At 68.6% G+C, this 7,235-nt stretch carries 4 protein-coding genes and 1 pseudogene; 3 read left to right on the top strand and 2 right to left on the bottom strand.

Annotated features, from left to right (window positions below; translation table 11 throughout):
- Positions 1 to 632 (top strand): annotated as a pseudogene (locus tag IE249_RS38620) (alanine racemase); the annotation flags it as partial.
- 121 nt (positions 633 to 753) lie between these two features.
- Here the strand turns inward: IE249_RS38620 and IE249_RS26955 are convergent.
- On the bottom strand, positions 754 to 2,262 hold the full coding sequence (locus IE249_RS26955) for a glycosyltransferase family 87 protein (protein WP_189708783.1): 1,509 nt from the start codon (positions 2,260 to 2,262) through the stop codon (positions 754 to 756).
- A gap of 107 nt (positions 2,263 to 2,369) precedes the next feature.
- Positions 2,370 to 5,075, bottom strand: a complete 2,706-nt coding sequence (locus tag IE249_RS26950; protein ID WP_189708781.1) for a transglycosylase domain-containing protein — start codon at positions 5,073 to 5,075, stop codon at positions 2,370 to 2,372.
- A 396-nt stretch (positions 5,076 to 5,471) separates the two neighbouring features.
- On the opposite strand from IE249_RS26950, the gene IE249_RS26945 reads away from it, so the two are divergent.
- Together IE249_RS26945 and IE249_RS26940 are read left to right on the top strand one after the other, a co-directional pair.
- The gene (locus tag IE249_RS26945) at positions 5,472 to 6,155 is read left to right on the top strand and encodes a PadR family transcriptional regulator (RefSeq protein WP_189708780.1); all 684 of its coding nucleotides are present in this window, start codon (positions 5,472 to 5,474) and stop codon (positions 6,153 to 6,155) included.
- A 45-nt stretch (positions 6,156 to 6,200) separates the two neighbouring features.
- A partial coding sequence (locus IE249_RS26940) for an inositol-3-phosphate synthase (protein WP_229859348.1) occupies positions 6,201 to 7,235 on the top strand: 1,035 nt, incomplete at its 3' end.

The following is a 7,235-nucleotide window of genomic DNA, read 5'->3' as shown; positions in this document are numbered from 1 at the left end:
CCATCGAGAACGTCCGCCTGGAGGGCTTCGCCATCCACCTCCCGCTGGACCGCACCGACGGGTCGGACGCCGTCGAGGAGGTCATCGGCTGGATGGACCGGCTGCGCGCTGCCCGGCTGCCGCTGCACACGATGTTCGTCAGCCACCTCAAGGCCGACGAACTCGCCCGGCTCCAGCAGCAGTTCCCGCAGACCCGCTTCCGGGCCCGGATCGGCACCCGGCTGTGGCTGGGGGACCACGATGCCACCGAGTACCGCGGGGCCGTCCTGGACGTCACCCGTGTGGCCAAGGGCGACCGCTTCGGCTACCGGCAGCAGAAGGCCGCCTCCGACGGCTTTCTGGTGGTCGTGGCGGGCGGCACCTCGCACGGTGTGGGTCTGGAGGCCCCCAAGGCGCTGCACGGCGTCATGCCGCGCGCCAAGGGCGTCGCCCGGGCCGGCCTGGCCACGGTGAACCGGAACCTCTCCCCGTTCGTCTGGGGCGGCAAGCAGCGCTGGTTCGCGGAGCCCCCGCACATGCAGGTGTCCATCCTGTTCGTGCCCTCCGACGCCCCGGAGCCGAAGGTCGGCGACGAACTGGTCGCCCATCTGCGGCACACCACCACGCAGTACGACCGGCTCGTGGACCGCTGACGGAGGCCACCGGCCCCGGCACGCGAAAGGCCGTACACGGCAGGCACCGTGTACGGCCTTTCGCGTACGAGCCCTTCCGCGCAAGGCATGTCGCACACGCCCTGCCGAAAGAGGCGTTCGCTCAGAGCGAACCGTCTTCCGGGGAGCCCGGACCCCGGCCGCCCCACTCCACCTGAGGACCATCGAAGTGGGCGGCGTGGCGCGGCGGATGGGCCGCGGCGCCGAGTACGAAGACGTCCTCCGCGCCGTCGAGCACCCCGCCCGAGGGATCGTCGTCCCCGCTCCGGCGCACCACGTCCCGGTCCGGCATGACGATGTCCCGCACCACGACCGCGCACAGGTAGGCCGTTCCCACCAGGTGGGCGACGATGGCCCAGTGGTAGCCGTCGGTCGGCAGGCCCTTGTGGGCCTCGCCGCTGGTCGTGTAGGCGAGGTACATCCAGATGCCGAGGAAGTACGCCACCTCGCACGCCTGCCAGATCAGGAAGTCCCGCCACTTCGGCCGGGCCAGCACGGCCAGCGGGACCAGCCACAGGACGTACTGCGGTGAGTAGACCTTGTTGGTGAGGATGAAGGCCGCCACCACCAGGAAGGCCAGTTGCGCGAAGCGCGGCCGGCGCGGTGCGGTCAGCGTCAGCGCCGCGATACCGAGGAAGCACAGCACCACCAGGAGCGTGGCCGTGGTGTTGACGAAGTCGGTGCTGGGCGGGTTGCTCGTGTTCTGCGCCCAGATCAGCCAGAAGGAGCCGAAGTCGACGCCCCGGTCGTGGCTGAACTTGTAGAACTGCCACCAGCCGTCGGTGGCGAAGGCCATCACCGGCAGGTTCACCACCAGCCAGGCGACGACCGCGCCCGACAGCGCCCTGCCGAAGTCCCGCCACTTGCCCGCGCGCCAGCACAGCACGAACAGGGGGCCGAGCAGGAAGACGGGGTACAGCTTGGCGGCCGTGGCGAGCCCCAGGAGGACGCCGAAGGCCAGGGAGCGGCCGCGGGACCACATCAGCATCGCGGCGGCCGTCAGGGCGACCGCCAGCAGGTCCCAGTTGATGGTGGCGGTCAGCGCGAAGGCGGGCGCCAGCGCGAGCAGCAGTCCGTCCCAGGGCCGACGTGCGTGCGTACGGGTCACGCAGACGGCGATGACGGCGGCGCACACCATCAGCATCCCGGCGTTGACCATCCAGTACCACTGCTCCTGGTGCTGGATGCTGCCGCTGCCCGGGGTGAGCCAGGAGGCCACCTCCATGAACACACCGGTCAGCACCGGGTATTCGAGGTAGGGCATGTCGCCGGGGAGCTTGTCGAAGTAGGGCACCAGCCCGTCGGCGAAGCCACGCCCCTGGTACAGGTGCGGGATGTCCGAGTAGCAGGCCTTGGTGTACTGCGAGCTCGCGCCGAAGAACCAGGCGCTGTGGTAGCAGGGGGCCTTCTGCACCAGGCCGAGGGCGAACATGCCGATCGCCACGAGCGCGACGACCCGCACCGGCGTCCACCAGGACGTCCCGAGCAGGGCGCGCCGGCCGATGGGGCCGCCGATCAGCTCGCTGCCGGCCGCGGCGACCTTGTCCTCCCGGGTCGGCCGCACCGGCTCGGGTTCGTGCACGCTCGCTGGCGTCGATTCAGCACTGGGCATGCCGACATCCTGCCGTACGCGGCTGGGAAAACGCCGTGGGCCGCCGCACCTGGTCGGTGCGGCGGCCCATGTTTCACGTGAAACACCCTCCTCGGGCGGTAGGGCGGCTAATTGCCGGTGCCTCCGAAGAACCCTCCGCCTCCGTTGCCATTGCCGTTGCCGCGGGTGGTCCCGGTGTTGCTACCACCGTTGACTCCCGTGTCGGTGGGCGAGGGCGTGGGCGTGGTGCCTCCGTCGGTGCCGCCGTTGCCCGTCTGGCCCCCGGTGTCGGCGCAGCCGAAGAAGCCGCAGTTCGACTTGGAGGGTGTGGGTGTCGGGCTGGGCTGGGTCAGGCTCGGGGTGGGCGACGGCGTCGGGCTCGTCTGCTGGCTCTGGGTGGCCGAGGGAGTGGGCGTCGGGCTCGGGGCCGCGTTGACGATCTCGCCGATGGGAGTCGGGGGCTCGAACGACTGCGCCGGCTGGCCCTGGAGGGCCTGCAGCATGTAGTCGTGCCAGATCTGGGCCGGGAACGAGGCACCGTGGATCTTCTTCTGGCCGCCCGTGCCGTACATCTTCAGGAACGTGCGCGACTTGTTGTTCGCGTTGTCGTCCATCCGGAACATGCTGATCGCGGTGGACAGCTGCGGGGTGTAGCCGACGAACCAGGCCGACTTGTTGCCGTCCGTGGTACCGGTCTTGCCGGCGACGTCACGGCCGGGCAGCTGGGCGTTGGTGCCCGTGCCCTTGTCGACCACGGTCTTCAGCACGTCGGTGACGTTGTCGGCGACCGCGGCGGTGAAGGCCTGCTTGGTCGCGCTCTTGTGCTCGTAGATGGGGCCGTCCTTGTTCTCGACCTTCGTGACCGAGAACGGATCGTTCTGCTTGCCGCTGGCGGCGAAGGTCGAGTACGCGCCCGCCATGCGGATGGCGCTGGGGTCGGAGATGCCGATGGAGAACGACGGGTAGGTGGTGCCGGTCAGGCTGCTCTGCAGCAGACCCGCGTCCAGCGCCGCCTGCTTCACCTTGTCCAGGCCCACGTCCATGCCGAGCTGCACGAAGGCGGAGTTCACCGACTCACGCATCGCCTCGCGCAGATCGATCATGTAGCTGGGCGGGGTGCCGTACGACTCGCCGCCGTCGTTGGTCTGGAGCCACTCCTCGCCCTTCTCGTTCTTCCAGACGGACCCGTTGTACTCCTTGATCTTGAGCTTGTTCTGGCCGCTGAAACGGCTCTTGGGGGAGACCTGGGTGCGCTCGTCCTGGGCCTGCGTCGGGTCGCCGTTCGGGTTGCGGACACCGTCCCGCATGGCCGCCGCCAGCACGAACGGCTTGAAGGTCGAGCCGACCTGCGCGCCGGTGGCGTCGGCGTTGTTGGTGAAGTGCTTGGTCCAGTCCTCGCCGCCGTAGATCGCCTTGATGGCGCCGGTGGACGGTTCCACCGAGGCCCCGCCGAACTGGACGTACTTGTCGGTGTCCGGGCGCTGCTTCGGCTTGATGTTCGCCTTCTGGACCTTCTGGACCGCGTTCTTGAGCTCCTCGACCTTCTTCTTGTCGAAGGTCGTGTAGATCCGGTAACCGCCCAGCTGGAGGTCGTTCGCGGTGATCTTGGTGTTGTGGATCAGATAGCCCTTGGCGAGGTCGACCAGGTAACCGATCTGCCCGCTCAGCCGGGTGTTGGCCCGGGGACTCAGCACGTGCGGGAGCGTCGTGTACTTGGCCCGCTCGGTGGCGCTCAGGTGGCCGTACTTGACCATCTTGTCGAGCGTGTCCTGCATCTGCGCCGTGGCGCGCCTCTTGTTGGCGTCGGGCGTGGCCGTCGGGTCGATGGAGACCGAGCCGGCCGGGTCGTAGTAGGTCGCGCCCTTGAGCATCGCGGCCAGGAACGCGCACTCGCCCGCGTTCAGGTTCTTGGCGTCCTTGTTGAAGTAGGCGTGCGCGGCCGCCTGGATCCCGTAGGCACCCCGTCCGTAGTACGCGGAGTTGAGGTAGCCCTCCATGATCTTGTCCTTCTTGACCGTCGCCCCCACCTTGATGGAGATGAAGATCTCCTTGAACTTGCGGGTGATCGTCTGCGACTGGTCGTCGAGGCGCGCGTTCTTCACGTACTGCTGGGTGATGGTGGAGCCACCCTGCGTCTGACCGCCGGTGGCCATGTTGAAGAGCGCGCGGGCGATGCCCTTGGGGTCGATGCCGCTGTCGGTGTAGAAGGTCTTGTTCTCCTGCGAGACGACGGCGTACTGCATCGCCTTGGGGATGTCGGAGAGGTTGATGATCTGGCGGTTGACCTCGCCACCGGTCCGGACCATCTCGGAGCCGTCGGACCAGTAGTACACGTTGTTCTGCGCCGTCGCGGCCTGGGCGACGTTCGGCACGGACACCATCGCGTAGCCGATGCCCGCCACGGCCACCAGACTGCCGAGGAAGCCGATGAACAGGCCCGTCACGAGCTTCCAGGACGGCATCCAGCGCCGCCAGCCGTACTTGCCCGCGCGCGGGTAGTCGATGAAGCGCTTCTTGCCGGGCGGCGCCGGGCGTCCCCTGCCGCGTCCCGGCCCGTTCGGGCCGCCGGGGCCGCCGGGCTCGGCCGCTCTGCGCCGGCCTCCGCCCCGCTGTGCCGCACGCCGGGCCTCGGCCCTGCTGCCGTAGGGGCGCTCCTCGCCTCCCGCGCCATACGCACCCGACCCATAGGAACCGGTCCCATAGGAGTCGGCTGGAGACCCGGTGGCGCCTCGCGGTGCCGCACGGCGGCCGGAGGACGAACCGGACTGGCCGCGTCGGGCCGCGGCACGTCCGCCTCCCTGCGGCTGCGGCGGTTTGCGACGGTGCTCGCTCATCGAACGACTACTCCTCGGGCAGGCGCACCCTTGCGCGCCTGGAAACGGCGGCTGGTTTCCGGTCCCCCCGAAGTACGGATGTGGTCGGTCGCGCATTCACCCGTACTGCACCGGGGACGAGGACGTCCCCCGGCGTCACTCGGTTCCCGGTGGTGTGCATGGCGCACAGACTACGCACCGTCAAAACCCGCCGAGCACAGAAGTTCACCCCAAATCAGGCAAGTTGCCTCCAGCGAATCGGTGATGTGATCCCGTTCACCCTCGTCCCCCTTGTCGCATCCGGGGGCCCGTTCTATCGTGCTGATGTATCGAGTCGATACATCAGCACGACATAAAGACCGTTCACGGCATCCGGAGTGGCCCCGCCGCCCGGATCGCGGCAGAGAGGAGGCGACGATGGGCCGGCGTTCCGGGATCCTGGAGTTCGCCGTACTCGGCCTGCTCCGCGAATCCCCGATGCACGGCTATGAGCTGCGCAAACGACTCAACACATCACTGGGTGTGTTCCGTGCGTTCAGCTACGGCACGCTCTACCCCTGCCTCAAGACGCTGGTCGCGAGCGGCTGGTTGACGGAGGAACCGGGGAACACCACCGAGGACGCCCTGGCCGCCCCGCTCGCCGGACGCCGCGCCAAGATCGTCTACCGGCTGACCGCGGAAGGTAAGGAGCACTTCGAGGAGCTCCTCTCCCAGACCGGTCCCGACGCCTACGACGACGAGCACTTCGCCGCGCGCTTCGCCTTCTTCGGGCAGACCTCGCGCGACGTGCGCATGCGCGTGCTCGAGGGCCGCCGCAGCAGGCTCGAGGAGCGCCTGGAGAAGATGCGCGCCTCGCTGACGCGCACCCGGGAGCGCCTCGACGACTACACGCTTGAGCTCCAGCGCCACGGAATGGAGTCCGTGGAGCGCGAAGTGCGCTGGCTGAACGAGCTCATCGAGAGCGAGCGGGCGGGCCGGGACCTCAAGGGTTCCGCCCCCGGGGGAACCGCTCAGCAGGACACCACCAATGGAACGACGGGCGGCCTGCCCCGGCCCGGGATGCCCTCCCGGCCGGATACGCCCGGCGACACCGCCACGTGAGGTCCCGCCGGGGCTTCACCGAGTACACACAGGGAGCAACCGCCAATGGGTTCGGTTCGCGTAGCCATCGTCGGCGTGGGCAACTGCGCCGCGTCGCTGGTGCAGGGCGTCGAGTACTACAAGGACGCCGACCCGGCCTCCAAGGTCCCGGGCCTCATGCACGTGCAGTTCGGCGACTACCACGTGCGTGACGTCGAGTTCGTCGCCGCCTTCGACGTCGACGCGAAGAAGGTCGGCCTCGACCTCGCGGACGCCATCGGCGCCTCCGAGAACAACACCATCAAGATCTGCGACGTGCCCTCCACCGGTGTGAAGGTCCAGCGCGGTCACACCCTCGACGGCCTCGGCAAGTACTACCGCCTCACCATCGAGGAGTCCGCCGAGGAGCCGGTCGACGTCGTCCAGGTCCTCAAGGACAAGCAGGTCGACGTCCTGGTCTGCTACCTGCCCGTGGGCTCCGAGGACGCGGCGAAGTACTACGCCCAGTGCGCCATCGACGCCAAGGTCGCCTTCGTCAACGCCCTCCCGGTCTTCATCGCCGGCACCAAGGAGTGGGCCGACAAGTTCACCGAGGCGGGCGTCCCGATCGTCGGCGACGACATCAAGTCCCAGGTCGGCGCCACCATCACGCACCGCGTCATGGCGAAGCTGTTCGAGGACCGGGGCGTCATCCTGGACCGCACGATGCAGCTGAACGTCGGCGGCAACATGGACTTCAAGAACATGCTCGAGCGCGAGCGCCTGGAGTCCAAGAAGATCTCCAAGACCCAGGCCGTCACCTCCCAGATCCCCGACCGGGACCTCGGCGAGAAGAACGTCCACATCGGCCCGTCCGACTACGTGGCCTGGCTCGACGACCGCAAGTGGGCCTACGTCCGCCTCGAGGGCCGCGCCTTCGGTGACGTCCCGCTGAACCTGGAGTACAAGCTCGAGGTCTGGGACTCCCCGAACTCCGCGGGTGTCATCATCGACGCCCTGCGCGCCGCGAAGATCGCCAAGGACCGCGGCATCGGCGGCCCGATCCTGTCGGCGTCCTCCTACTTCATGAAGTCCCCGCCGGTCCAGTACTTCGACGACGAG

The organism is Streptomyces anandii JCM 4720 (assembly GCF_014650655.1).
Taxonomy (GTDB): Bacteria; Actinomycetota; Actinomycetes; order Streptomycetales; family Streptomycetaceae; genus Streptomyces; species Streptomyces anandii.
The sequence above is the reverse complement of the archived record's forward strand: the minus strand, read 5'-3'. Positions and strand labels throughout refer to the sequence as shown.